The sequence below is a fragment of the Streptomyces sp. NPDC054770 genome (assembly GCF_053611985.1).
In genome coordinates, this window is record NZ_JBSHBL010000013.1 from 50,818 (window position 1) to 73,629 (window position 22,812).

A 22,812-nucleotide genomic window follows, 5' to 3' on the forward strand; every position below is an offset into this window, starting at 1 on the left:
TTCCTTGGGAGGCGTAGGTGACGTGTGGTCGTCCGGTGAGGTGCGCGGCTGCTGCCGCCGTGGGTGCGCTCGGTGCGGGCGAAAGTCGTGACCTGGCTCGTTCTCGTACTGCCGCACCGGGGTTGGCGCGATGAGAGCCCAGCATGGGGACCGGCCTGAACCGGTTGGCGGGGCATGTCCGCTCAACGGAACAGATGTCGGCACCGCCGCGTCCGCAGGAGGCTGGAGGAACCGGTACGCCGGCACCGGCACGCTGGTCGGCGACACCACACGGTCAGCCTGGTGTCGTCGCCGAGCTTCACGCCATGGCAACGATCCGCACGCCGGGCTTCGCCATCGACTGGATGGTGGCTTTCAGGGACTCGGGCCCCGTCGCCTCGACGAAGGTGTCGACGTCGGGGGCATCGCCCATGAGCGACCGCACCTCGCCGAACACCTCGGCCGCCTGCAAAGTCCGAGACGTCGACTCCCGATCGTGCCTGCGCCGAACACAAGGGCTTCGTCACCCGGTTGAGGACGGGAGCGGGTGACCGCTCGGTGTGCCACGGTGAACGGCTCGTCGTGATGCGATCACTGATTTCTGAACACCTGCTCGCGGTGGCGGACCGGTAGCGGCCGGCCGACCGCCGTGTTCCAAGTTCACGTTCCACTGAGCGGGCATCTCTCGGCCCAGGCCCGTCATCGCCGATGACACTGCTGGCACGAGCGGAGTCCGGTCGACGTCTGTCGCACCTTGTGCGATGACTGCGGCCACCGCGGACAGCCGGACCGGAGCACACACGCCGTCTGAGCAGAAGGCAGGTCATGGCGAGGAGCCCATCAGACCTGGAAGGAGAAGCGATGCCTGGGAGCCTGGCAGGAAAGGTCGCCTTCATCACCGGAATCGCCCGGGGACAGGGGCGGGCCCACGCCGTGCGGCTGGCTCAAGAAGGGTGCGACATCATCGGCGTGGACATCTGCGCGGACATCCCGACGATGACGTACCCGAACGCCACACCGGACGATCTCACCGAGACGGTCCGGCTGGTCCAGAAGGAGAGACGACGCATCGTCGCGCGGACCTGCGACGTACGCGACTTCCCCGCCCTGCGGACGGCGTTCGAAGAGGGGTTCGCCGAGTTCGGGCGCGTGGACATCATCATCGCCAACGCCGGCATCATCAGACTGGGCGACGAATCCGACGACTTCCTGGCGGACTGGAACGACGTGATCGACGTCAACCTCACCGGCGTGTTCCACACTGTCCGGGCCGCGCTTCCCGCGATGCGCGCCGGCGGGCGCGGTGGCTCGATCGTGATCACGAGCTCATCGGCCGGACTCAAAGGCACACCCTCGCTCAACACCAGCGGAATGGCCTACACCGCCGCCAAGCGCGGCCTCGTCGGACTGATGCAGAACCTGGCGGGCGCCCTCGCCCCCGAGTGGATCCGCGTCAACACCATCCATCCGACGGGAGTGTTGAGCGGCATGAGCCAGAACCCGGCGATGGACGCCCTCATGGCCCAGGCCGCCGCCGGCGAGAACAACCTCATCTCCGGCATGCAGAACGCCCTGCCCATCGACATCCTGCAACCCGAGGACGTGGCGAACGCCGTGGCCTACCTCGTCTCGGAACAGGCGCGATTCATCACGGGCATCCAGTGGCCCCTCGACGCCGGCTTCGCCATCCGCTGAGGCCCCCGGCCCGCTCTGCCCACCACGCCTTCGGCAGAACCGCACAACACCACCCACTGGCCCACGCCACGCGCTCAGGCAACCCGGCGGGCCCCTAGCCTCCCCAAGGAACCTTTTCGGCATGGAGACCCCTCAATACTTCGAAGCCTTCCCCGACTTCGCCTTCGAGCGCACGCAGAACGGAATCCTGACCCTACGGCTGCACAGCGCCGGCGAACCGGCACTGCTCAGCTCCCGCCTGCATCGCGACTTCCCCCGTGTGCTCAGGCAGATCGCCGACGATCGAGCAAACAAGGTGCTCGTCCTGACCGGCACCGGCGATCACTTCATGACCGAGATGGACCTGACCGAAGACCGTCAGGCTTTCAAGCCCCTCAACTGGGACGAGATCTTCTGGGAGGGACGCCAGGCACTACGGGCGTTGGTCGACCTTCCCATGCCCATCGTCGCGGCCGTCAACGGTCCTGCCACCATCCACTCGGAGTGGGTCCTGCTGGGCGACATCACCATCGCCTCGCGGACCACGTACTTCCAGGACCTTCCGCACCTGGGTGGCGAGGTCGTGCCGGGTGACGGGATCCATGTCGTATGGGAGGAGATCCTGGGCATCAACCGGGCCCGCTACGCGGCCCTGACCCAGCAGGTGATCCAGGCCGATGAGGCGCTGCGGCTCGGTATGGTCAACGAGGTCGTTGCGTCGTCCAAAGTGCTCCCCCGAGCCATCGAGCTCGCTGAGGCACTCGCTGCCAGGCCGGCGCTACTGCTACGGCTGACACCGCTGGCCTTGCGGCAGCGACTGGCGAAGCGGCTGGAAGAGGGCGCGACCCTGGGTCTGGCATTGGAAGGCCTGTCCATGGCCGACAAGCCTTACCAGAACTGACGATCAGCTGGACAGCCGCCGGTCGACGGCACCGGGACGTACAGGGCGCCCTTGCGGCTGTCAGGGACCGGCCGTTCCCGCCGGCGTACGGAAGCCGATCGAGTCGGGATACGGCACAGCCACGGCCGTGCCGGTGTCCGTGAGCTGCCCGGATCCCCGATCCACCAGGAACAGGTCGACCGTGCCGCTCGCCTCGTTCGCGACGAACAGCCACCTCCCGCCGGGGTGGAGAGCGATGCTCCAGGGGGTTACACCGGCGCAGGGGATGCGCTGGACCTCGGTGAGCAGGCCTGTCCCGCGGTCCGCAGCGAAGACGACCAAGGTGTTCTCGCCCCGGTTGGAGGCGTAGAGGTAGCGACCGTCACGGCTGATGACCAGTTCGGCGGCGCTGGTCGGGCTCGTGTGGCCGGGCGCGTTGGTTGTCAGGCTCTGGAGCTGGGCCAGCGTGCCATGTCGGGCGTCCCAGCGCAGGGCCTGGAGGTCGGCGGTCAGTTCGTTGAGCAGATAGACGGTACGGCCGTCGGGGTGGAAGGCGAGGCGGCGGGGTCCCGATCCCGCCGCCGTCGCATAGGCGCCGGGGCCGTCAGGCGTGGCGTCGGACAGGGCGCGGGTGGCCTGGTCGTAGCGGTAGACGAAGACGCGGTCGGCGCCGAAGTCGGCGACCAGGGCGAACCGCCGGCTCGGGTCGATGACCACGTGGTGCGGATGCGGGCCCGACTGCCGCGGGCTGGGTCCGGAGCCGGTGTCCTGCACCCGGGACGCGACCGCGCCGAGCCCGCCGTCCGCGCCGATCGGCACGGTGACCGCCGTACCCGCCGCGAAGTCGGCGACCAGCAGGGTCCGCGAGCGGCGGTCCACACCGATGTACGACAGCCCGCCGCTGCCGGTCGGCACGCTCTCCGTCCCGACCTCGCCGATCTGGCGCAGGCCACCCGAGGCGTCGTCGATCTCGAAGACCCGGATGAATCCGCCCTGTTCGCTGCCGGCCACGTACAGGACCGGGCGGGTCGGGTGCACGGTCACCCAGTTCGAGCTGACCTGCGCGACAGGCCCGATGGGTGTCATGGTCCCGTGGACGGGGTCGAAGCGCACCGCGTACACCTGGCTCTGCCCCCAGGTGCCGATGTAGACGAGGTCCGTGGTCCCGGTCGGCGCCGCCTCGGCCGGGGCGGCGGCGAGCAGCGGGACGGCCGCCGTGGTCGCGGAGGCCGCCAGGGCGCCAAGCACGGTTCTGCGGGACGGCGCGTACGGCCGGAGAGGGTGGGATAAGCGCGGGGAGTCGTTCATCGAGAAGGTGGTCCTTTCCTCGCTTGTCGGAGAGGTGGTGGCTCTGGGCCGGCCGGGTGTGCGACGGCGGGCGGCCAGGCCTTGTCTGCCAAGCTGCACGACGACAAGGGCTACGAGTACTACCGCAGACTCGACCGGATGAGACGACTTGTTTGGGCCTGTTTTGGAAGTACCGACGGGCGCGGGCCGACAGTCGGGGCTGCAAGGATGCGGCCATGGAGCAGATACTGAGTCGGCAGGAAGCATCGGAGGCGGTCCAGAACCACGGGTGGCGCTTCTTGCTGGGCACTTTGCGAACGTCGGTCCGGGTCAGGTCGTTGGCTCAGGCGATGGGCGTGGCGGCGGACGCTGTCGCGGTGTGCGGCGACGACGCCGACCGGCACCTTCAGGTCGATGTCCGCCCGGATCGGGTCGTCTTCACTCTGCAGTCGTCGGACCGCGCAGCCGTTACCACCCGGGACGTCGAACTGGCGCGTCAGATCTCCGCCACCGCTGGCAGCTCAGGGCTTCTGGCAGAACCAGAAATCGGAACGGGGGCACCGCGTTCCGTCCAGCTGGTGGAGATCGCGATTGATGCACTGGATATCGCAGGGATTCGGCCGTTCTGGAAGGCGGTGCTGGGCTATACGGATGAGGTGGGTGCCGAGGGACCGGAGGATCCGCTCATCGACCCGGTCGGGCAGGGCCCGGCCATCTGGTTCCAGCAGATGGACCGGGCGCGCCCACAGCGCAATCGCATCCACTTCGACATCTGTGTTCCGCACGACGAGGCATCCCGGCGGATCGAGACCGCACTGGCGGCTGGAGGCCGACTCGTGTCCGCGACCCGCGCCCCCGCTTTCTGGGTACTTGCCGACCTGGAGGGGAACGAAGCCTGCGTGACCACATGGCAGGGCCGAGACGGCTGAAACTTCCTTCGAACGCGCTCTGCACGGGCCTCACTCGGATCGACACAGTCTCTGCCGGGTACGAAGCCGACTGCCACCGGGCAACCACGCAACCCCCGTTCAAGACCGCCATCACGGGCGCAGCCGAACCCGGCAGGCGATGCACACCACTGAGCCTCCGCCAACTTGAAGGCACAGGTCAAAGGGCTGGCGTGACGGTCTCCCGAGGTTCTCACGCTGGTCGGAGGCGGCAGTCTCCGGAGTAGATCGTCTGTCAGCGGTGGACTCCAAGATTCGTCAGGACGAGCAGGGCGCGCAGGAGGTGGGTGGCGCGGGTGGTCTCCGTGCTCACTCGCAAGTCCAGTGCGTCGCGCAGTAGTTCCGGTCAGGAACCCGAGCTGCCGCAGCATCGTCATCCTTCCGCCGCCCGACGGCGGCATCTGCCTCGGCGACGCTCTCCCAGCCCTTCTGCCTGAGTACAAACGCGGCGACGAGGGCGGCGACCACCAAGAAGGCGGCGGAGATGTGGAACGCCGTCTGGACCGCGCGGTCACCGGGCCCGACGGCGGCTACCGTCTCGACGTGCCGGGCCCCGGCTCGTACGTCCTGATCACCTCGGCCGGAGGTTCCGCCGACGCCAGTAGCGGCAGCGGTTCTCCTGTCCGGGACCGGTCTCGATGTTCTGCCCGTTCTGTTCTTCAGGGCCGGTGACCCGGCACCGCCGGTCTCAGGACCAGGCGATCTCGCCATGGCGGTCGATGAAGCGTCCGGTGCCGGCACCGGGCCCCTCGGTGGCGAGGGCGACGATCGCGTCCGTGCCCTCGGTGACGGTCTGGGAGCCGCTGTGACCGTTTATGTCGGTCGCGGTGTAGCCGGGGTCGGCGGCGTTGACGCGAATGCCCTTGAGCCCTTTGGCGTACTGCGTGGTCAACATCGTCAGCGCCGCCTTCGAGGAGGCGTACAGCGGCACGACGACGTGCGACTCGGACCGGCCGGGGTCGTGGGTGAAGGCGAGGGAGCCCATGCCGCTGCTGACGTTGATGATCACGGGGTCGTCCGAACGGCGCAGCAGCGGCAGGAACGCGGTGGTGGTGCGGACCACGCCGATGACGTTGACGTCGAGGACGGCGCGGGCGTCTGCGGCGGTGAGGTCGCCGGGATCACCGAAGGGACCCTGGACCCCCGCGTTGTTGATCAGGACATCGATCCTGCCCTCGTGCTCGGCGACGTCCGCGGCGGCGGCGGCCACGGACGCGTCGTCGGTCACGTCGACGGGGACGAAGCGTGCGCCCAGCGCGGCGGCTGCCTCCTCACCCCGCTCACGGTCGCGGGCTCCCAGGAGAACGGTGTGACCGCACGCGATGAGGCGGCGGGCGGTCTCGCGGCCGATGCCCTTGTTGGCTCCGGTGATGAAAGTGATCGTCATGCCTTCGATGGTTGCCTCGACGAGGGAGCCGGACCAGGGACGCTTCGACGGTGGGAAGACCAGTACCACCCTCGCGCCCCCGCCTGTGATCGGGGACGCGGGAGGATGGAGAGCATGACGACGACACCCCCCGGAGCCGGACTGGGCGCGATGATCCGCACGTGGCGGAACCGGCTGCCCCCGTCAGCCGCTGGGCTGCCGGTCGTCCGCAAGCGCCGGGCTGTCGGGCTGCGGCGCGAGGAACTGGCCGACCTGGCCGGAGTGTCGGTCGACTACGTCGTGCGCCTGGAGCAGGGGCGGGCCACGACACCCTCGGCGTCGGTGGTGGCGTCCCTGGCGCGCGCTCTCCAACTGTCCACTGCCGAGCGGGACCACCTCTACCGGCTGGCCCAGATCGTGCCGCCGGCGGACGGCACGATCTGCGACCATCTCCCGCCCGGTATGCAACGGGTACTCGTCCGCCTCGGAGACGTACCGGTGGCCGTGTTCGCGGCGGACTGGCAACTGGTGTGGTGGAACCACGGGTGGGCCGCCCTGCTGGGAGACCCCTTGGCCTCGCCGCCGCGGATGCGCAACTTCGCCCGCGACAGGTTCCCGGTGGACGTCGATCACACCCCCCTCGCGCTGTGGCCGGTCACCGAGACGGACCCCGACACCGCCGACGCCGCCCTCGTCTCCGATCTGCGCCGCGCCACCGGCCGCTTCCCCCGGGACAGCCGCCTGGCCGCGCTGGTCCGCGACCTGAACGCAGGCAACGAGAGGTTCGCCGAGCTGTGGGCGACGGGAGAGGTGACCGCGAACCGCGAGGTCCGCAAGAGGGTCGATCACCCGTCGGTGGGCCTGGTCACGGTGGACTGCGATGTCCTGACCGACGGCGACACGGAGCTCAAGATCGTCATCATGACCGCCGCGCCGGGCAGTGAGGACGAGACCAAGCTCCAGCTCACCACCGTCGTCGGCCCACCGGCCGGCACGCGCAACTGATCCGCCCCGCCCATCGGCCGACCGACGGCTCACGGTTTTCGTGACGCGCCAAACCACCGTCCGCCGCCGGCGCGACGAGCTGATCGCCCTCCTCGCCGCGCAGGCTCCGCGCCTGGACCGCGCCCTGAAGAAGGTGGCCAAGCAGGGCGGGGAGGTAGTCCTGATCGACGGCACCCTCATCCCCACCCGACGCCGCGCAGGAAAGGCCGACCGACAAAACTACTCCGGCAAATACCGCCATCACGGCCTGCACTTCCTCGCCGTGACCGACGAGAAAGGCCGCCTGATCTGGATATCCGCCGCCCGGCCCGGCCGCACCCACGACATCACGGCCGCCCGCCACGACCACATTCTGGCCCACCTGCGCGCCGCCGGTCTCGGCGCATTGGCGGACCTCGGCTTCCGCGGCCTCGACAACGACGTACGCGACCCGTGATCGTCACCGCTTCACAGCCACCCGCGCTCACAAGCTCACCCCCGGCCAGAAGACCGCCAACCGCGTCCTCGCCACCGCACGTGCACCGGTCGAACACGGATTCGCCCACCTCAAGAACTGGCGGACCCTCACCAAACTCCGCACCGACCCCGCCCGCGCCACCCACCTCCTGCGCGCCCTGCTCGTTCTGACGAACCTCGAAGGCAACCGCTGGCGGATGATCTACTCCGCAGACTGTCGCCCACGACCAGCGTGAGCACCCCGAGAACCGGTCACACCAGCTCTTTGACCTGTGATTTCAAGTTGGCGGAGGCTCACTGAGCCCCGCCGCCCTGGCGTCGCAGATCAAAGGGCTGGTGTGCTCGTCTGCCGGGGTGTCGGGACGAGTCATGAGCGTCGGAGGTGGCGATCAGGCAAGGTGGACGGATGCCTGAGTCGTCCTTGCCTGGAGGTTTCGTCAATGCGGTCGTTCGTGTCGGGGACACGGTGCGCCGTCCAGCCGCGGCGAAGTTCGTGGGTGATCTACTGAGGTTGCTTGAAGCCAGTGGTTGGGGTGGTGCTCCGCGGTATCTCGGTGTGGACGACAAGGGCCGTGAAGTCCTCGGTTTCCTCGACGGCCACGTGGCATGGGAGCCGCGACAACCTGCTGCTGTGTCATCGGACGAGAGTTTGGTGACGGTCGCCCGGCTCGTGCGTGAGTTCCATGACCTGACGGCCGACACCCCGCTGGCCGGAGATCAAGAGGTCGTGTGTCACAACGACCTGTCGCCCAGGAACACGGTCTATCAGCCGTGCAGTGGCGAGCTTCGGCCAGTGGCATTCATCGACTGGGACCTTGCGGCACCGGGCGCGCGGATCCACGACATCGCTCATGTCTGCTGGCAGTACCTCGATCTGGGCCCTTCGGTCACCGACGTCGAGGAGGTGGCCCGACGCATGAGGCTGATCGTGGACAGCTACGAGTTGCCGGACCGGCAACGTCTCGTGTCCACGATCTTGTGGTGGCAGGACCGGTGCTGGCGGGGCATCGCGACCCAGGCCGATGCGGGTGACGTCGCCATGACCCGGCTCCGGGACGCAGGGGCGGTGAGGCAGGTGCAGTCGGCCTGTCAGTGGGTTTCCGATCACCGGGGTGCGTTGGAACGCTCAGTGCGGTGAGCGCGCGGGTGACGGCCGCAGTCGGTTCGCTCAAGACCGCGCTGCCATTCCTTCCGGCCGTATCTCCGCTGCCCCCCATATACGGCGTTCGGCGCTCAGTGGGTCGTCGAGGGTGTGCGGGGTGGTGTCCCAGGTCATCGTGGCGCGGCGCTCCTGCGTGTAGCGGGGCCAGTGCGGGCCCGGGTCCAGGTCGCGGACGAAGGCGACCCAGGCGCTGTGCATCGCGTCGGCGAGGGACTGCGGTGGATGCGGGCCCGTCGCGGCGGTGACGCGTTCGGCGTTCAGGAGGTCGAAGGCGAAGGGGATGTCGATGCAGTGGGCGGCGCTGCCCCAGGTGAAGTGGTAGAGCCAGGTGGGCAGTTCGTGGTGTGCGCGGGCCTCGGCGAGGGCGAGTGAGGGGCCGCGGAAGATGGCGTCGGTGAGGGCCTGGCCCATGCGTTGCGCCGGGTCCGCCTTGTCGTGGAGGGCTGCGTACGCGCTCACGGCTTCGGGTCCGAGGCCGTTGGCGGCCAGCATGGCGGGTACGGCTTCGGCCGGTGCCGGTGTCGGGGTGGCTCCGGGCGGGGGGTTGAACTCGCGCCGGGTGAAGCCGAGCAGGAGTGGCACGCGGGACGCGCTGCCGTCGGCGAAGGCTTCGGGGACGGGCACCGGGACCGACTCCCCGTCTGCGAAGGGGGCCAGCGTCAGTCCGGCGTCGGGAGCGGCGAGGGCGTCCTGGAGGGCGAGCAGTTCGTCATCGGTGCGGTCGCGGAGTGCGGAGGCCAGGGCGGGGACGCCGGTGCGTGCGGTCAGGCGGGCCGAATCGGCGAGGGCGTCGCGCCGGTGCTGGGGGGACCGGACGGCGCCGGACTGGGAGATCGCGGCGCGGAAGAGCCCGTGTGCGGAAGGCGTGGCCATGAGGGTCTGCGCGGCGCCGCCGCCTGCCGACTGACCGGCGACGGTGACCTTTCCGGGGTCGCCGCCGAACGCGGCGATGTTGTCGCGTACCCAGGTCAGCGCGGCGATCCAGTCGAGCACACCGCGGTTGTCGGGGGCGTCGTCGAGGTGGAGGAAGCCCTCGATGCCGAGCCGGTAGCCGATGGAGACGAGGACGATTCCGTCCCGGGCGAAGGCCGATCCGTCGTACCAGGGGCTGGCGGCGGATCCGGCGACGTAGCCGCCGCCGTGGATCCAGACGAGTACCGGAAGGTCCGCGCCCGGTGTCGGGGACGGGGTGAAGACGTTGAGGTTCAGCACGCCGTCGCCCGGTATCGACGGCTCGGGGATGGTGGTGGGGCCGTCGAGGATGAAGGGGCGGCGTTGCGCGGTCGGCCCGTACCGGGTGGCGTCGAGTGGTTCGGTCCACGGCTCGGGCGGGACGGGGGCGGCGAAGCGGAGTTCGCCGACCGGGGGCTTGGCGTAGGGGATGCCGAGGAAACGGGCGGTGGTGTCCTGCCACGTCCCGAGGACAGGGCCCTGGGACGTGACAGCGCGTGCGGACTGGGGCACGGAACAACCTTTTCGTGGAGATGGGGGGGAGGAGAGAGGAGGGAGGAACCAGTGGTGGTCCAGGGCTACTTGACACCCTTGATCGGCCGGATCGCCAGCGCGCTGATCAGGACGACGGCCATGGCGAAGACGAACAGGACGCGGTAGCCCGGCAGTTTGTCGCTGCCCGCGGCGAAGGAGGTGATGAGCACGGAGGCGATGACCGGTCCCAGTGCCTGCGGGATGTTGGTGGCGATGTTGAGCAGGCCCAGGTCCTTTCCGGCCGCCGAGCCCTTGGGCAGGACCTCGGTCATCAGGGCCATGTCCAGCGACATGTAGGTACCGAATCCCATGCCGCTGACCAGTGCGTACGCGTACATCGCGGGCAGGGTGGGGCTGGCGAGCGGGATGGCCATCGACAGGGCCAGCAGGACCGAGGCGCCGACCACGAAGACCTTGCGGCGGCCGGTGCAGTCGGAGATCTTGGCCGCCGGCAGGGCACCGGCCAGGGTGCCGACGAGGGCGAGTACGGACATCAGCTGCTGGGCGCTGTCCACGGTGTCGGCGTCGAGGCCCACGTAGTCCTGGAGTGCGTACCGCTGGTAGGTGGCGACTCCCCAGTAGCCGAGGATGAACGTCATGCGGGCCACGAACGCCCAGGCGAAGTCGGGGTGCTTGCGTGGTGAGACCCAGAAGCCGGTCAGGAACTCCCGCCAGGAGAACGGCTCCGGAGCCTCGGGGCGGGTCCGGTCGCGGTTGAGCAGGACGAACGCGAGCACGGTCACCAGGACGACGGCGGCGATGACGCCGTATCCGAGGCCGAGCCGTCCGGCGTAGCGGGCGGCGAGGATCACGCCGAGTGTGGCGCCGAGGTTGGAGCCGAGGCCGACGAAGGCGGACACCATGCCGAACCGGCGGGGAGCGACCCGGTCGGCCATGACGGCGGTCAGCGGTGCCTGGATGACGTTCAGGAGCACCTGGACGGCGACCCACAGCAGCGTGAGCCACAGCAGGGTGGTGGCGTGCGAGATGGCCAGCAGGGCGAGGGTCGCGCCCACGGCGCCGAACAGCATCCAGGGGGTGCGGCGGCCCAGACGGCCCCGGGTGCGGTCCGAGATGGCGCCGATGATCGGCTGGGCGAAGAGCGTGACGATCGACGAGGTCATCGTCACCAGCGCGAGGTTCGATTCCTTCGCGGCGGCGTCGAGGTTCTGGATCTGGGTGGGGAGCAGGACCACGACGAGGCCGGCGTAGGCGGTGTAGAGAGCGGCGAATCCCGCGCCCATCGACCACATCAGGACGTTGACCTGGGAGCGGCCCAGGGTGTCGTCCGTTCGGGGAGTGGCGGGGGCGGAAGAGGTCGAAGCGGACAAGACGCCTCCACGGGGACGGACCGGCTGCGTTGCCGGTGCCGGGAGTATGGCCTCGTTCATTTATTTATTTCAAGACTCGAAAAAAAATATCTTGGCCACCCTGACCGGATCCCGTCGGGCCGGAGGCACAATCGACTGGTGAACGCACCCGCCGACTCGGCCGACGTACGACGCCGCAACCTGGCCCTGGTGCTGCGCTACCTCGACGCCCACGGCCCCTGCGCCCGTACCGAGGTCGCCGTCGGCACCGGACTGGTGCACGCCACCGTCACCGCGCTGGTCGCGGAACTCATCGACCGCGGCCTGGTCTGCGAGGCGGGCTCGGTGCCGTCCGGCGGCCGGGGCCGCCCCCGGCGCCTGCTGCGGCTCGAACCCGAACGCGTGGTCATCCTCGCCGCCCAGGTGACACTGGAGTCCGTGCACGTCATGGCGGCGGACTTCCAGGGCCACGTCCTGCACCGCGAGTCGGCGCCCCACCACGCGCCGTACGGCGATCCGCGCGCCCTGGCCGCGGTCATCGCCTGCCTGGTGCGGTCGGCCGAGGCGGCGGTGCGGGACGCGACGCCGCACGCCCACCTCGCCCAACTCGCCGTCGCCATGGCCGGGCCGGTCGTCGGGCCCTCCCATCTGGTCGCCGCCGCGATCGACTTCGGCTGGCACAGCACGGACCTGCGCGCCCTGGTGGCCGCCGAACTCCCGGGGCTCGACTGCCCTGTCGACGTGGTCAACGACGCCAACATGGCGGCCCTGGCCGAGTACCACGCCCTCGCGGCCGAGGGCGTACGGCACCCCGACACCGTCGCCTACATCAAGGCCGACACCGGAGTGGGCGGCGGGCTGCTCCTTAGCGGCCGGGTCCACAGCGGAAGTCACGGCATGGCGGGCGAGATCGGCCACCTGCCGATCGCCCTCGACGGTCCCGAATGCCGTTGCGGCACCCGGGGTTGCCTGGCGACCTACCTCGGCCCCGAACCCCTCATCCGCGCCGCCGGGCTGGAGCGGCTCGCCGAGGCGCAGGGTGGTGAAGCCGCACTGGCCGAGCTGGACCGCCGCCTGCGCGACGGCGATCCGGACGCGGTCGCGGCGCTCGGCGCGGCCGGACACGCTCTGGGAGCGGCCGTCCTCGGCGTGTCCGGCGTCACCGATGCCGGTGAGATCATCCTCGGCGGTTACCTCGCCACCTGGGCCGCGTGGTTCAGGCCCGGCCTCGAAGCGCGCCTGGCCGGACGCCACGCCCTGTCCCCCGACATGCAGCCGGTCATCACCTTCGGCGTCCTCGGCGGTGAGGCGACCCTGCGCGGCGCGTTCCAGACCTGCCGGGACGCCCTGCTCGACGACCCCACCAGCGTTCCCGCCACCCGGCGGACGCCGGTCGGCGGACCGGTGCGGCAACACTGAATGCCCGCACGTGACCACCGTGTGATACGGACAACGGCCGCCGCCAGCACGGTGGTTGCGGCCAGGGCACCCCACAACGGCGGCGGACCCGCCGTGAGCAGAGCGGTGAGCGCGGCCGTCCCGCCGCACGCCGCCTCAAGTGATCTGTCTACCCGTCGGTTTCACTTCTCGGTCGTGCCGGATTTCCTGCTGACGGACTCCTGATAGATGTCCGCGTAGGTGCGCGAGTCCTTGACCAGCCCGTCGCAGAAGGCAGCGACGTCGTTCCCGATGAGTTCCAGGACTCCCCTGCCGGCCGCGACACCCTCTTCGAAGAAATCGACGATCCCCGAGAGCAGGGTGCCGTCGGACAAACTGATCGGTCCGACCTTGAAGAAGTACTTCTGCATCTCCTTGTAGACGATCTGATAGTCCGGCGGGAGCGCCTTGACCCGCGCCATGTGCGCCCGCCACTGTTTCTTGCCCTCGATGATGTCCTGAATGCCCACGTCAGCCTCCCAGCCGGCCCAATTTCCTTGCGACGTTCCGGTTCAGCTGCTCGCGCCACCGGTCGCGATAGCTTCGAGCCCCCTCTCCGCCGGCCAGCGCCGCGCAGAAGCCCGCGACGTCGTCGCCCAGCACCTCGTGAACGCTCTGCCCGTCCGCGGCCGTTTCCTCGAGCAGCCCCAGGGCACCGTCGAGGATCGGCATCAGGTTGCGACCCGTGAAGTCCCCGTAGGGGAAGAGGTGGGCCTTGATCTGTTCCCACGCCGCCCGCTGGTCGGCCGGCAATGCCTCGGCCCGGACTTCGAACGCCTTCCATTCCCTGGTGAGGTCGCTGCCGGTAATGGTCTCCCAGAAGTTCATCGCCCGCCCTCCTTGAGCTTGTCGATTCGCGATGAGAGGTACTCCCATTTCACCCAGAACTTCCCGAGCTCTTCGCGCCCCGCGTCGTTGAGCGCATAGAACTTGCGCGGCGGCCCCATCCCGGACGGTCGTTTCGTCACCTGAACGAGCCCGTTCTTCTCCAGTCGCAGCAGGATGGTGTAGACGGTCCCCTCGATGACGTCGGCGAAGCCGAGTTCGTTCAGCCGACGCGTGATGGCGTACCCGTAGGTCTCCTCACTGCCGATGATCTGAAGCACGCAGCCCTCGAGCGTGCCCTTCAACATCTCCGTCAGGTCGTCCATCGCACCCCCCTCCGATCCTCCACTACTACGTAGTACCGAGTACCACTATACGGTATCACCGAGTAGTCGGGCGAGCGCGGGCCGGACCGGCCGCCTCGGCGCTCGGCAGAGCGACCGTCACGCGCACGGTCCGGTCACCCGACGCGGGCCGACTGAGCCTTGTCGAGGCCGCACCGCCCTGCGAACATTCGTTCAGCGCAGGCTTGTTGCATGCTCAGCGCCGTGGACCAGGCCAATGACGCGGTGGACGCCGCGCACGGCGACTGGTACGCCCTCGCCAGGAGCATCGCCGTCCTCGGGAGCCGGTGCCGAGAACCGCGGGTCCACCGTGACGGTGGTGATGCCGAGCGGAGCGGTCAGCGCGCGCAGGGCCGGCTCGGCGAGGCGGATCCAGCGGGGTACGGAAGATGTGGTCCGCACACTCGGAGCGGCCCGGCCGGGAACCGACGGGCGGGGTCGCGGTCGACACCGTGCCGCCCGGTGTCTGAGTGTCTCAGGACGTGGTCGCGGCGGGCAGCTCCGACTGCTGTGGCAGCCGGTCGGGTGCTGTCGGTACGGCGAGCACCATGGTGAGGCCGCCCCCGGGCGTGTCCTCGGCGTGGATCGTGCCGCCGACGGCCTCGGTGAAGCCGCGCGCGACCGCGAGACCGAGGCCGACGCCGGCGCCGCGGGGTGAGTCGCCGTAGCGCTGGAAGGGTTCGAAGATGCGGTCCTTGGCCTCGTCCGGGACGCCGGGGCCGCGGTCGACGACCCGTACCTCGACCCGGTCGGCGATGGCGCTCGCCGACACCAGGACCTTCTCGCCGGGCGGGCTGTACTTGACGGCGTTCTCGACGACATTGGCGACGGCCCGCTCCAGCAGCCCGCGATCGACGTCGACCATGGGCAGCGTCTCGGGGATGTCCAGTTCCACACTCTCCTCGGGGACCCCGCCGAGCGCCATGGGCACGACCTCGTCGAGGTCGGTCTCGCGGATGACGGGGGTGACGGTGCCGGTCTGGAGGCGGGACATGTCCAGGAGGTTGCCGACCAGGAGGTCGAGCCGGTCGGCGCCTCCCTCTATGGCCTGGAGCAGTTCCGTCCGGTCCTCTTCGGACCACTCGACGTCGTCGGAGCGCAGCGAGGACACGGCGGCCTTGATGCCGGCGAGCGGGGTGCGCAGGTCGTGGCTGACGGCGGCGAGCAGCGCGGTCCTTATCCGGTTGCCCTCGGCCAGTTCCTTGGCCCGGTCGGCCTCGCGCTGGAGGCGCTGGCGGTCCAGGACGACGGCGGCCTGGGCGGCGAACGCGGCCAGTACCCGCCGGTCGGAGGCCGGCAGCACGCGGCCGCGCAGGGACAGGGCCATGTGGTCGCCGACCGGTACGTCGACGTCCGCGTCCTCCGGATGTTCGGCGGGCTGGGACCCCACACTGCCCGCGCAGGTCCAGGGAGCCGTCTCGCCGGTCCGTTCCAGCAGGGCCACCGACTCCATGCCGAAGGTCTCGCGGACCCGTTCCAGCAGCGCCTCCAGCGAGGTCTCACCGCGCAGGACGTTCCCGGCGAGGTAGGACAGGATCTCCGACTCGGCCCGCAGCCTTGCCGCCTGGTGGGTGCGGCGGGCCGCGAGGTCCACCACCGAGGCCACCGACACGGCGACCCCGACGAAGATCGCGATGGCGACGATGTTCTTCGGGTCGGCGATGGTGAGGGTGTGGACGGGCGGGGTGAAGAACCAGTTCAGCAGCAGGGAGCCCACCACCGCGGAGGCCAACGCCGGGAAGAGGCCGCCCATCAGGGCCGCTGCCACCGTCAGCGTCAGGTACAACAGCATGTCGTTGGCCAGGCCGACCTCCGGAGCGGCGCTGGTGAGGAGCCAGGTGAGGAGGACAGGTCCCAGCACGCCGGCGAGCCAACCCCAGATGACCCGGGAGCGTCCCAGGCGTGCTCCGCGCGCCGCCGGCAGTCCACGGCCCTTGCCCACCTCGTCGTGGGTGATGAGGTGGACGTCGAGGTCCGGTCCTGAGTCCCGGGCCACCGTCGCGCCGACGCCCGGCCCGAAGACGTTCTGCCAGCTGCGGCGCCGGGAGACGCCGAGGACGATCTGGGTGGCGTTGACCGCGCGCGCGAAGTCCAGCAGGGCCACCGGTATGTCGTCGCCGACGACCTGGTGGAAGGTGCCGCCGAGGTCCTCGACCAGGGTGCGCTGGACGGCGAGTTCCTTCGGGGAGGCGGCGGTGAGCCCGTCGCTGCGGGAAACGTAGACGGCCAGCACCTCGCCGCCGGCGCCCTTCTCCGCGAGCCGCACGGCCCGCCGGATCAGCGTCCGGCCCTCGGGGCCGCCGGTCAGTCCGACGACGATCCGCTCGCGCGAACCCCAGATGGCCGAGACCTGGTGCTCGCTGCGGTACTCGGTGAGATACGCGTCGACCCGGTCGGCCACCCAGAGCAGGGCCAGTTCGCGCAGGGCGGTGAGGTTGCCGGGCCGGAAGTAGTTGGAGAGAGCCGCGTCGACCTTGTCCGACTTGTAGATGTTTCCATGCGCCATACGACGGCGCAGCGCTTGCGGGGACATGTCGACCAGCTCGATCTGGTCGGCCCGCCGCACCACCTCGTCCGGCACGGTCTCGCGCTGCCGTACGCCGGTGATCGACTCGACGATGTCGCCCAGTGACTCCAGATGCTGGATGTTGACAGTGGAGACGACATCGATCCCGGCGGCCAGCAGCTCCTCCACGTCCTGCCAGCGCTTGGTGTTGCGGGAGCCGGGGATGTTGGTGTGGGCCAGTTCGTCGACCAGGGCCACCTGGGGACGGCGGCCCAGGACGGCGTCCACGTCCATCTCGCTGAAGACGCTGTCCCGGTACTCCAGTTCCTTGCGCGGAATCTGTTCCAGCCCGTGCAGCATCACCTCGGTGCGCGGCCGGTGGTGGTGTTCCACGAAGGCGACCACGCAGTCGGTGCCCCGCTCGATCCGCCGGTGCGCCTCGGAGAGCATGGCGTAGGTCTTGCCGACGCCCGGTGCCGCGCCGAGGTAGATCCGAAGCTTGCCACGTGCCATGTCATCCCTCGAAGCGGTAGCCCATGCCGGGCTCGGTGATCAGATAGCGGGGGTGGGACGGGTCCGTCTCCAGCTTGCGACGCAGCTGGGCCATGTAGACGCGCAGGTAGTTGGTCTTGTTGCTCTGCGAGACGCCCCAGACCTCCTGGAGGAGGTGCTTCTGCGTGATCAGTCGGCCGGGATTGGTCACCAGGATCTCCAGCAGGTGCCACTCGGTCGGAGTCAAACGCACGTCCCGCCCGCCACGGACGACCTTCTTGGCCAGCAGATCGATGCTGAAGTCCCCGGTCTCGACAAGCGTCGTATCGGGCACCGATGCCGTGTCCTCGGTACGGCGGACGGCGGCCCGCAGCCGGGCGAGGAGTTCGTCCATGCTGAACGGCTTGGTGATGTAGTCGTCGGCACCGGCGTCGAGAGCGGCCACCTTCTCGTCGGAGGCCTGCCGGGCGGAGAGGACCAGTATCGGCACGCGGGTCCAGCCCCGCAGGCCCTTGATGATGTCGACGCCGTCCATGTCGGGCAGGCCGAGGTCGAGCAGGACCACGTCGGGCTGACGCGCGGCGGCGAGCCGGAGGGCCGTGGCGCCGTCGGGGGCGGCGTCCACTCCGTACTTGCGTGCCTGCAGGTTGATGACGAGGGCCCGTACGAGCTGCGGGTCGTCCTCCACCACGAGCACCCGGGTCATGGGTGTGTGCCTCTCCTGTCGCACATCGGGCCGTGCCCGCAGGAAGCGGGGCGACCGACGTCATGACGGTGGGAGTCGGCGGACCCGGGGTACTCCCCCGGCCGCCGACTCCCGTGTGGGTCGCGTAAGGCCATCACTTCGTCGCTACGAGGTCCTTGAGCGCGATGTTGAGTTCCAGGACGTTCACCCGGGGCTCGCCGATGAAGCCGAGGGTGCGGCCGGTGGTGTGCTCGTCGACCAGCTTCCGGACCTGGGCCACGGACAGGCCGTTCTGCTCGGCGATCCGGTGGACCTGGAGGTCGGCGTAGGCCGGGGAGATGTCCGGGTCGAGGCCGGAGCCGGAGGAGGTGACCGCGTCCGCCGGAACGTCCGACGGCTTGACCGTGTAGCCGGGCACGGAGTTGTCCTTGACCACCGCGGCCTTGGCGTCCTTCACCTGCTGGATCAGCACCTTGTTGTCGGCGGCCAGGTTGGTCGCACCGGACAGCAGCAGCTTGTACTGGGTGTTGATGCTGTTGCTGCCGAGCCCGTTGGCCGGGCGGCCCTGGAACCACTGCAGGGCGGCGTCCGGGGTCTCCTGGCCCTTCTTCAGCGGCAGGTTGTACGACTGCCCGATCAGGGACGAGCCGACGACCTTGCCGTCCGACTTGATCTCGGAGCCGTTCGCCTTGTTGTTGAACGCGGCCTGGGCGATGCCGGTGACGACCAGCGGGTAGATCACACCGGTGACCAGGGTCAGCACGAGCAGGGCCCGCAGGCCCGCCCAGAGCAACCGGGCAGTGTTCGTAATGGAGTTGTTCATGGCGATCAGCCGATTCCGGGGATGAGGGAGATGAGCAGGTCGATGATCTTGATGCCGATGAACGGGACGATCAGCCCGCCGATGCCGTAGATCGTCAGGTTGCGCCGCAGCATCCTGTCCGCGCTCACCGGCCGGTACTGCACGCCCTTCAGGGACAGCGGGACCAGCGCGATGATGACCAGCGCGTTGAAGATGACCGCGGACAGGATCGCGGAGTCCGGCGAGGACAGGCCCATGATGTTGAGCTTGTCCAGACCCGGGTACACGGCCGCGAACAGCGCCGGGATGATCGCGAAGTACTTCGCGACGTCGTTGGCGATGGAGAACGTGGTCAGCGCACCGCGCGTGATCAGCAGCTGCTTGCCGATCTCGACGATCTCGATGAGCTTGGTCGGGTTGGAGTCGAGGTCGACCATGTTGCCGGCCTCCTTGGCGGCCGACGTACCCGTGTTCATCGCCACGCCGACGTCCGCCTGCGCGAGCGCCGGCGCGTCGTTGGTGCCGTCACCGGTCATCGCGACCAGCTTGCCGCCGGCCTGCTCCCGCTTGATGAGGGCCATCTTGTCCTCGGGGGTGGCCTCGGCGAGGAAGTCGTCGACGCCGGCCTCCTCGGCGATCGCCTTGGCGGTCAGCGGGTTGTCACCCGTGATCATGACGGTCTTGATGCCCATGCGGCGCAGTTCCTCGAACCGCTCGCGCATGCCCTCCTTGACGACGTCCTTGAGGTGGATGACACCCAGCACGCGGGCACCCTGGTCGTCCTTGACGGCGACCAGCAGCGGCGTGCCACCCGCCTGCGAGATGGCGCTGGAAAGCGTGTCCGCGTCGTCCGCGACGGTGCCGCCCTGCTCCTGGACCCAGGCGATGACCGAACCGGCCGCACCCTTGCGGATCTTGCGCCCGTCGACGTCCACACCCGACATGCGGGTCTGGGCGGTGAAGGCGATCCACTCGGCGTGCGCCAGCTCCCCTTGGTGCCGCTCGCGCAGCCCGTACCTCTCCTTCGCCAGCACGACGATGGAGCGGCCCTCCGGGGTCTCGTCGGCCAGCGACGACAGCTGGGCCGCGTCGGCGACCTCGGCCTCCGTCGTCCCGCTGACCGGCACGAACTCGGACGCCTGCCGGTTGCCCAAGGTGATGGTGCCGGTCTTGTCGAGCAGCAGCGTGGAGACGTCACCGGCGGCCTCGACCGCACGGCCCGACATGGCGAGCACGTTGCGCTGCACCAGCCGGTCCATGCCGGCGATGCCGATCGCGGAGAGCAGCGCGCCGATGGTGGTCGGGATCAGGCAGACGAGGAGGGCCACCAGCACGACCATCGTCAGATGGGTGCCGGCAAAGTCCGCGAACGGCGGCAGCGTGGCGACGGCCAGCAGGAAGACGATCGTCAGCGAGGCGAGCAGGATGTTCAGCGCGATCTCGTTCGGCGTCTTCTGCCGGGCCGCACCCTCGACGAGGCTGATCATCCGGTCGATGAACGTCTCGCCCGGCTTCGTCGTGATCTTGATGACGATCCGGTCGGACAGCACCTTCGTACCACCGGTCACCGCGCTGCGGTCACCGCCGGACTCGCGGATGACCGGGGCCGACTCACCGGTGATCGCCGACTCGTCGACCGAGGCGACGCCCTCGATGACGTCACCGTCACCGGGAATGATGTCGCCGGCCTCGCAGACGACCAGGTCACCGATCCTCAGCTCGGTGCCGGGCACCTGCTCCTCGGTGTCCCCGACCAGCCGGCGCGCGATCGTGTCGGTCTTGGCCTTGCGCAGGGTGTCCGCCTGGGCCTTGCCGCGGCCCTCCGCGACCGCCTCCGCGAGGTTCGCGAAGATCACGGTCAGCCACAGCCAGGCGCTGATCGCCCAGCCGAACCAGTCGCTCGGATCCTTGAAGGAGAAGACCGTGGTCAGGATCGAGCCGACCCACACCACGAACATCACGGGCGACTTGACCATCACCCGCGGGTCGAGCTTGCGGCAGGCGTCCGGCAGCGACTTGACCAGCTGCTTGGGGTCGAACAGGCCCGCGCCGACACGGCCCTCGGCCGGCTTGTGCCCGGTGGGGACGTCGCTGTGCGGCGCCCGGGTCGGGGTGGCTGTGGACATGGAGTCCTCTGACTTCTCTATACGGGTCGTCATGACGCCAGCCCCTCGGCCAGCGGGCCCAGCGCCAGGGCCGGGAAGTAGGTCAGACCGGTGATGATGAGGATCGCGCCGACGAGCAGGCCGGTGAAGAGCGGCTTCTCGGTGCGCAGGGTGCCGGCCGTGGCCGGGACGGGCTTCTGCTCGGCGAGCGAGCCGGCCAGCGCCAGCACGAACACCATCGGCAGGAAGCGGCCCAGCAGCATCGCGAGTCCGGTCATGGTGTTGTACCAGTCGGTGTTCGCGTTGAGACCGGCGAAGGCCGAGCCGTTGTTGTTCGCCGCGGAGCTGAAGGCGTACAGCACCTCGGAGAAGCCGTGCGCCCCGGAGTTGAGCATGGAGTGCGGCGGGGTCGGCAGCGCCATGGAAGCAGCCGTGAAGATCAGCACCAGGGCCGGGGTGATCAGGATGTAGCAGGCCGCCAGCTTGATCTCACGGGAGCCGATCTTCTTGCCCAGGTACTCGGGCGTGCGGCCGACCATCAGACCGGCGATGAACACCGCGATGACCGCCATGATCAACATGCCGTAGAGACCGGAACCGGTACCACCGGGGGCGATCTCGCCCAGCTGCATGCCCAGGATGGTGACGCCGCCGCCGAGGCCGGTGAAGGAGGAGTGGAAGGAGTCCACCGCACCGGTCGAGGTCAGGGTGGTCGACACCGCGAAGATCGACGAGGAGCCGACCCCGAAGCGGACCTCCTTGCCCTCGTACGCCCCGCCCGCGGCCTGGAGCGCCGCACCGTGATGGGCGAACTCCGTCCACATCATCAGAGCGACAAAGCCGACCCAGATGGTGGCCATGGTGGCGAGGATCGCGTACCCCTGCTTCACCGAGCCGACCATCACGCCGAAGGTGCGGGTCAGCGAGAACGGGATCACCAGCAGAAGGAAGATCTCGAACAGGTTGGTGAACGGGGTGGGGTTCTCGAAGGGGTGGGCGGAGTTGGCGTTGAAGTAACCGCCGCCGTTCGTGCCGAACTCCTTGATGGCCTCCTGGGAGGCGACCGCGCCGCCGTTCCACTGCTGCGAGCCGCCCATGAACTGGCCGACCTCGTGGATACCGGAGAAGTTCTGGATCGCACCGCACGCCACGAGCACGATCGCAGCGATCGCCGCGCCGGGAACCAGGATGCGGATGGTGCCGCGCACCAGGTCGGACCAGAAGTTGCCCAGCTCACCGGTGCGCGAGCGCGCGAAGCCCCGTACGAGGGCGACCGCGACGGCGATGCCGACGGCGGCGGAGACGAAGTTCTGCACGGCCAGGCCGGCGGTCTGCACGACGTGGCCCATGGACTGCTCGCCGTAGTACGACTGCCAGTTCGTGTTGGTCACGAAGGAGACGGCCGTGTTGAACGACTGCGCCGGGTTGACCGAGGAGAAGCCGAGCGAACCGGGCAGGATGCCCTGGAGCCGCTGGAGCAGATAGAGGAAGAGGACGCTGACGGCCGAGAACGCGAGGACCCCGCGCAGGTAGGCGGGCCAGGTCATCTCGGTGTCGGGGTTGGCACCGATGCCCTTGTAGATCCACTTCTCGACGCGCAGGTGCTTGTCGGAGGAGTAGACCCTGGCCATGTAGTTGCCGAGGGGAATGTAGGCGAGCGCCAGCGCGCCTATGAGGGCGAGCAGCTGGAGAAAGCCGGCAAGGACGGGACCCATGGATGTCTCAGAACCTCTCCGGGAAGATCAGGGCGAGGACGAGATAGCCCAGCAGGGCGACGGCCACGATGAGGCCGACGATGTTCTCGGCGGTCACAGCTTCGTCACCCCCTTGGCGACGAGGGCCACCAGCGCGAAACCCGCGAGCACGGTGACGACGAAGGCCAGATCGGCCATCGCAAACTCCTGGAGTGAGGTTCGGAACGTACGGGGACAGTTAGAGGAAAGCGTCTTTCTGGCCGGATTCGGCTGCCGTTGACGGGTCCCTTACGGCGGTGTTCGCGCCTTTGACGGGACTCTTACGACCCCTGATCCATAGCCGGTGAGCAAGCCGCCGTAACGGTCGGTGA

Annotated in this window: 22 protein-coding genes and 1 pseudogene; 8 read left to right on the forward strand and 15 right to left on the reverse strand. The window is 69.2% G+C overall.

Annotated features, from left to right (window positions below; translation table 11 throughout):
- Window positions 1-298: 298 nt before the first annotated feature.
- Window positions 299-451 carry a hypothetical protein gene (locus ACWGKQ_RS14525; protein ID WP_453292255.1) on the reverse strand — a complete coding sequence of 51 codons (153 nt, stop codon included), beginning with the start codon at window positions 449-451 and terminating at the stop codon, window positions 299-301.
- Between the two features lie 389 nt (window positions 452-840).
- Between ACWGKQ_RS14525 and ACWGKQ_RS14530 the strand changes: the two genes are divergently transcribed.
- Complete coding sequence (locus tag ACWGKQ_RS14530) at window positions 841-1,674, forward strand: mycofactocin-coupled SDR family oxidoreductase (protein WP_453292256.1); 834 nt, start codon at window positions 841-843, stop codon at window positions 1,672-1,674.
- 121 nt (window positions 1,675-1,795) lie between these two features.
- The gene (locus ACWGKQ_RS14535; RefSeq protein ID WP_453292257.1) at window positions 1,796-2,554 is read left to right on the forward strand and encodes an enoyl-CoA hydratase/isomerase family protein; all 759 of its coding nucleotides are present in this window, start codon (window positions 1,796-1,798) and stop codon (window positions 2,552-2,554) included.
- A gap of 60 nt (window positions 2,555-2,614) precedes the next feature.
- On the opposite strand, the gene ACWGKQ_RS14540 is transcribed toward ACWGKQ_RS14535, so the two are convergent.
- Complete coding sequence (locus tag ACWGKQ_RS14540) at window positions 2,615-3,841, reverse strand: lactonase family protein (RefSeq protein WP_453292258.1); 1,227 nt, start codon at window positions 3,839-3,841, stop codon at window positions 2,615-2,617.
- A gap of 215 nt (window positions 3,842-4,056) precedes the next feature.
- Between ACWGKQ_RS14540 and ACWGKQ_RS14545 the strand changes: the two genes are divergently transcribed.
- Window positions 4,057-4,749, forward strand: coding sequence for a VOC family protein (locus ACWGKQ_RS14545; RefSeq protein ID WP_453292259.1), 693 nt, complete (start codon window positions 4,057-4,059; stop codon window positions 4,747-4,749).
- Between the two features lie 706 nt (window positions 4,750-5,455).
- Here ACWGKQ_RS14545 and ACWGKQ_RS14550 read toward each other — a convergent pair.
- Complete coding sequence (locus ACWGKQ_RS14550) at window positions 5,456-6,154, reverse strand: SDR family NAD(P)-dependent oxidoreductase (RefSeq protein ID WP_046426084.1); 699 nt, start codon at window positions 6,152-6,154, stop codon at window positions 5,456-5,458.
- 105 nt (window positions 6,155-6,259) lie between these two features.
- Between ACWGKQ_RS14550 and ACWGKQ_RS14555 the strand changes: the two genes are divergently transcribed.
- From ACWGKQ_RS14555 to ACWGKQ_RS14570, 4 genes and pseudogenes are all read left to right on the forward strand, one after another.
- On the forward strand, window positions 6,260-7,138 hold the full coding sequence (locus ACWGKQ_RS14555; RefSeq protein ID WP_453292260.1) for a helix-turn-helix transcriptional regulator: 879 nt from the start codon (window positions 6,260-6,262) through the stop codon (window positions 7,136-7,138).
- Window positions 7,139-7,178: 40 nt separating this feature from the next.
- Entirely contained in the window at window positions 7,179-7,574 is a 396-nt protein-coding gene (locus tag ACWGKQ_RS14560) for a transposase family protein (protein WP_453292261.1), read from the forward strand.
- Window positions 7,575-7,611: 37 nt separating this feature from the next.
- A pseudogene (locus ACWGKQ_RS14565) lies at window positions 7,612-7,830 on the forward strand (transposase family protein); the annotation flags it as partial.
- A 170-nt stretch (window positions 7,831-8,000) separates the two neighbouring features.
- Entirely contained in the window at window positions 8,001-8,732 is a 732-nt protein-coding gene (locus ACWGKQ_RS14570; RefSeq protein WP_453292262.1) for a phosphotransferase, read from the forward strand.
- A gap of 30 nt (window positions 8,733-8,762) precedes the next feature.
- On the opposite strand, the gene ACWGKQ_RS14575 is transcribed toward ACWGKQ_RS14570, so the two are convergent.
- Together ACWGKQ_RS14575 and ACWGKQ_RS14580 are read right to left on the reverse strand one after the other, a co-directional pair.
- On the reverse strand, window positions 8,763-10,220 hold the full coding sequence (locus tag ACWGKQ_RS14575; RefSeq protein ID WP_453292263.1) for a carboxylesterase/lipase family protein: 1,458 nt from the start codon (window positions 10,218-10,220) through the stop codon (window positions 8,763-8,765).
- 65 nt (window positions 10,221-10,285) lie between these two features.
- Entirely contained in the window at window positions 10,286-11,572 is a 1,287-nt protein-coding gene (locus ACWGKQ_RS14580) for an MFS transporter (RefSeq protein WP_453292264.1), read from the reverse strand.
- Between the two features lie 138 nt (window positions 11,573-11,710).
- Between ACWGKQ_RS14580 and ACWGKQ_RS14585 the strand changes: the two genes are divergently transcribed.
- Complete coding sequence (locus tag ACWGKQ_RS14585; RefSeq protein WP_453292265.1) at window positions 11,711-12,970, forward strand: ROK family transcriptional regulator; 1,260 nt, start codon at window positions 11,711-11,713, stop codon at window positions 12,968-12,970.
- Between the two features lie 161 nt (window positions 12,971-13,131).
- On the opposite strand, the gene ACWGKQ_RS14590 is transcribed toward ACWGKQ_RS14585, so the two are convergent.
- From ACWGKQ_RS14590 to kdpF, 10 genes are all read right to left on the reverse strand, one after another.
- A complete protein-coding gene (locus ACWGKQ_RS14590; protein WP_453292266.1) occupies window positions 13,132-13,458 on the reverse strand; it encodes a DUF1048 domain-containing protein in 327 nt (108 codons plus the stop codon).
- Window position 13,459: 1 nt separating this feature from the next.
- Window positions 13,460-13,816 carry a DUF1048 domain-containing protein gene (locus ACWGKQ_RS14595; protein ID WP_453292267.1) on the reverse strand — a complete coding sequence of 119 codons (357 nt, stop codon included), beginning with the start codon at window positions 13,814-13,816 and terminating at the stop codon, window positions 13,460-13,462.
- Entirely contained in the window at window positions 13,813-14,139 is a 327-nt protein-coding gene (locus ACWGKQ_RS14600; protein ID WP_453292268.1) for a PadR family transcriptional regulator, read from the reverse strand. The genes ACWGKQ_RS14595 and ACWGKQ_RS14600 overlap by 4 nt, the downstream gene beginning before the upstream one ends.
- 192 nt (window positions 14,140-14,331) lie before the next feature.
- Window positions 14,332-14,559, reverse strand: coding sequence for a hypothetical protein (locus ACWGKQ_RS14605; protein WP_453292269.1), 228 nt, complete (start codon window positions 14,557-14,559; stop codon window positions 14,332-14,334).
- Between the two features lie 73 nt (window positions 14,560-14,632).
- On the reverse strand, window positions 14,633-17,176 hold the full coding sequence (locus ACWGKQ_RS14610; protein ID WP_453292270.1) for a DUF4118 domain-containing protein: 2,544 nt from the start codon (window positions 17,174-17,176) through the stop codon (window positions 14,633-14,635).
- 1 nt (window position 17,177) lies between these two features.
- Entirely contained in the window at window positions 17,178-17,861 is a 684-nt protein-coding gene (locus tag ACWGKQ_RS14615) for a response regulator (RefSeq protein ID WP_453292271.1), read from the reverse strand.
- 133 nt (window positions 17,862-17,994) lie between these two features.
- On the reverse strand, window positions 17,995-18,663 hold the full coding sequence (locus ACWGKQ_RS14620; RefSeq protein WP_453292272.1) for a potassium-transporting ATPase subunit C: 669 nt from the start codon (window positions 18,661-18,663) through the stop codon (window positions 17,995-17,997).
- 5 nt (window positions 18,664-18,668) lie between these two features.
- Window positions 18,669-20,801, reverse strand: coding sequence for a potassium-transporting ATPase subunit KdpB (gene kdpB, locus ACWGKQ_RS14625; RefSeq protein ID WP_453292273.1), 2,133 nt, complete (start codon window positions 20,799-20,801; stop codon window positions 18,669-18,671).
- On the reverse strand, window positions 20,798-22,462 hold the full coding sequence (gene kdpA, locus ACWGKQ_RS14630; RefSeq protein ID WP_453292274.1) for a potassium-transporting ATPase subunit KdpA: 1,665 nt from the start codon (window positions 22,460-22,462) through the stop codon (window positions 20,798-20,800). The genes kdpB and kdpA overlap by 4 nt, the downstream gene beginning before the upstream one ends.
- 7 nt (window positions 22,463-22,469) lie before the next feature.
- On the reverse strand, window positions 22,470-22,559 hold the full coding sequence (gene kdpF / locus ACWGKQ_RS14635; RefSeq protein WP_037659531.1) for a K(+)-transporting ATPase subunit F: 90 nt from the start codon (window positions 22,557-22,559) through the stop codon (window positions 22,470-22,472).
- Window positions 22,560-22,812: the final 253 nt, after the last annotated feature.